The organism is Acidithiobacillus sp., from assembly GCF_023255755.1.
Classification (GTDB): domain Bacteria; phylum Pseudomonadota; class Gammaproteobacteria; order Acidithiobacillales; family Acidithiobacillaceae; genus Acidithiobacillus.
Genome location: NZ_JAGDVS010000068.1, coordinates 1 through 3,113 on the forward strand (window position 1 = coordinate 1; position 3,113 = coordinate 3,113).

The following is a 3,113-nucleotide window of genomic DNA, read 5'->3' on the forward strand; positions in this document are numbered from 1 at the left end:
GCGGCCGCTGCAGAACGCAACCGACTGAGCGGCTGGCGTCGTCGAAAAGGTGGTTGCTACACGCAGTGATGGCATGTGCCATCGCCACTCATTCAAGGACACAGCATGCAAGTGTTTGGAAATATCGCCACAGAAGCCACCCGCAAGGAAAGCAAGACCACAGGCAAGGGCTACTTCGAGTTTCGCCTGGCCGAGAGCCAGCGCGGCGTCGACAAGGAGCCGACCTGGTACACGGTGCGGGTGATGAAGGATGAAGACCCGGGCCTGGCCAAGGGCGACTTCGTCAAGGTCACCGGCAAGCTGAAAACGGATTTTTATCTTTCCCGCGAGGGCAAGCCGACAGGAACCCTGCTCATCATCGCCTTCGAGTCCAGCAAGATTACCCGCGCGTCGGCGGCCAGGCTCGGTGCCGAAGAGGAGGCCGACGTCTAGGCCGAAGACAGGCCACAGCGAGAGGCACGGCCTCTCACCCGTCCTTTGCAGCGCGCCTTTGTTTCTTTCGCCCCCGATGCCTCGGGGGCTTTTTTTTGCAACGGACAGCGCGGCGCCTCGGGGGATGCCGTCTCACCTTAAAGCCGAGCGCCTTGGAGGCTTTAACTCAACAGGGTGCCTACACACGCCAGCTGATGCCTGAACGCGGCGCAGCCGGCACGGCACGTGGACGTCGGACGCGCTTTGCCTTCCCATGACACCGGCGCAACAAGAGGTTCAAAATGACAAGACAATCAGTTTACTTTCGTCCCCATCAGTACGTCGTCGCGGCATTGGCCACGCAGCACTGGGCTGTGCAAGGCAATGTGTTGTATCGGTGGAATGACACCCATTGGTCGGTCGTCGAGGAGGTGGATGCCAAGCGCGACACTTACGCCTGGTTGGCCGCGCAAGATGCATCCTGGGCCGGCGCAGAAAACGCCACAAGCGCCGTACAAGCCTTGCGCCTGGCTGCGCCGCGCCTTCCGAAGCCAACCAAGGACATCGTCGTGCCCACGCAAAACGGCCATGTGCATCTGGACGGCGGGGCGCTGTTGCTCAAATGTCCAGACCCGGCGCTTGGATTGACGCACTGCCTCAATTGCCAGTACGCGCCCGGGCAGACCTCCCCGCGCTTCACGGCTTTCCTCCACCAGGTGTTGCCTGACCCGGAGGTGCAACGACGGGTGCAGGAATACGTCGGCTACACCCTGATATCGGATGCGCGTTACCAGCGCGCGCAGTTCTGGCTCGGGCAGGGCGCAAACGGCAAGGGCGTGCTGGCCAACATCGTCCAGGCGCTGCACAGCCGTGTGGCGGCGATTGTGCTGGACCAGCTCAATGGCTTCCGTTTGTCCAACTTGGTGGGAGCCAGCCTGGTCTATGTCGATGAGGCACCTCGAAAACCGATTGACGAGCAGCTGCTGAAATCGATGATTGCGGGGGAGATGATTCAAATCGACCGGAAGTACCGCGACCCGCTGAGTGTCCCCGTGCGGGGCAAATGGATTGTGCTGGGCAATCACCTGCCGGCCATCACGGACCACAGCATCGGCTTCTGGCGCCGCTGGGATATCGTGCCGTTCTCAGTCACGATTCCCGAGCGCGAGCGCGACCCGCTGCTGGCCGAGACCATCATCCGCGAAGAGTTGTCCGGGGTGTTGAACTGGGCCCTCGAGGGGCTGGTGCGCTTGCAGACCCGTGGAGCATTCGACCCGGTGATGCCGCAGGCGATGCGTGAACTGCTGCACGAGGCCAAGGTGGAGACCAACTCGGTGGTGGCCTGGGTGGACGACGAGGGCATCACACTCAAGGATTCCATCGACACGCCGAAAGCGCAGGTGTTCGCGAGCTATGCGGCCTGGTGCGAAAACAACGCGATGCGCGCGGTCAGTTCGGTGCAGTTCTGGAAGCGCATGCGTGAGCAGTTCACCCGACTTGCGGAAGCACGCACGCGGTTAGAGGGAGGTGTCACGCGCAGGGTCAATGTGCACTTGCCGACGCACACGGTTAGAACACAGTAAGTCGCAGACCCTGAAAACCCTGAAGCAAAAGAGCGCGACCATCGGTCGCGCTCTTTTGCTTTCTTCAAGGTCATGCCGCTGTGCCGGGTGTGTCAAGTGAAATCCAATTGTTCTTCCGAAATCAGTAATTCATATAAATGATGCATCGTGAAAGTTTGTCGAATTCACCCGGTTCACTTGACACAGAGAAATTTCTTGTGAAGAGACGAGGACTTAGCGGAGCACAGGGTCCGGCGTCACTCGATGCAAGGCGGCACAACCCGGTCATCGGGCCAGGCCTGCGGCGCTCTCCAAGGCCCAGAACAGCATCCAAAGAGAGGCCTGTGTCAGGTGGCCGCGCCGGACAAGCGAGCGGACGGAGCGTAGACCAGGCCAGGCGCGTCGGCAGAAACGACACCGGCGGATGGGTGAGAGAAACAGCAGCCAAGGACAGCTCGGCCAGATGCCCCTGACCTGGCCCTGAGGTTCAGCGGGCAGCAGTTGCTACACCGCATGAGGGGCGACTTTGCCCTTCTTCAGAACCCCTACCCCTCTAGGAAAGGTCAAACAAGATGTCGATTCTCAAAATCCCAAAGATAAGCTCCGCCAGGCGCACTCCAGTTCCCCCGAAATCCCCCAGCGACTCGCCGCAGGACGCTGCCGCTGGGGGGCGGTTGATGGCGGCGTTGATGGACGCGGCGACACGGCGCGGGCACAATCTGACTGCGCTTGCCAAGGCACTGAACGTAACCTATGGCTATCTGGTGCAACTGCGCAGCGGCTCGCGCTCTCCGGTCAACATCTCCGATGACTTTGCCGCCCGCTGCGCGCGCTACCTTGAGCTGCCGCGGCTGTCGGTGCTGCTACTGGCTGGGCGCCTCAGCCCGGCGGACGTATTCGGCGAACAGGCCATGAACGAAGTGAGTCTGGCGCAGGCGTATGGCTATCTCCTTGCCGACCCCATCTGGGGCGCGCGCGTGCCGGAGCTCTCCGAGCAGGCATTGCAGCAGTCCAAGGACTGTGTGCTGGCGATGATTTGGCTTTACCAGGAGCTCAAGGGGGTTAGCCTGCTGCCGAGCCCCGGCACTGTGCCGGAAGGCGGCGATGCCACTCCTGGAGACGGGGAGGCAGGCTAGTCGT

General features: G+C 61.6%; 3 protein-coding genes. All 3 read left to right on the plus strand.

The genetic code is table 11. The features are described from left to right. Positions 1-105 precede the first annotated feature (105 nt). Positions 106-432, plus strand: a complete 327-nt coding sequence (locus tag Q0C48_RS04700; RefSeq protein WP_291522040.1) for a single-stranded DNA-binding protein — start codon at positions 106-108, stop codon at positions 430-432. Positions 433-713: 281 nt separating this feature from the next. Then, positions 714-1,994, plus strand: coding sequence for a phage/plasmid primase, P4 family (locus Q0C48_RS04705; RefSeq protein ID WP_291522042.1), 1,281 nt, complete (start codon positions 714-716; stop codon positions 1,992-1,994). A 656-nt stretch (positions 1,995-2,650) separates the two neighbouring features. Then, entirely contained in the window at positions 2,651-3,109 is a 459-nt protein-coding gene (locus Q0C48_RS04710; protein ID WP_291522044.1) for a hypothetical protein, read from the plus strand. Positions 3,110-3,113 lie beyond the last annotated feature (4 nt).

Coding starts and splice junctions, on each gene's coding strand:
- Q0C48_RS04700 (WP_291522040.1), top strand. CDS start 106: ATGCAAGTGTTTGGAAATATCGCCACAGAAGCCACCCGCAAGGAAAGC.
- Q0C48_RS04710 (WP_291522044.1), top strand. CDS start 2,651: ATGGCGGCGTTGATGGACGCGGCGACACGGCGCGGGCACAATCTGACT.
- Q0C48_RS04705 (WP_291522042.1), top strand. CDS start 714: ATGACAAGACAATCAGTTTACTTTCGTCCCCATCAGTACGTCGTCGCG.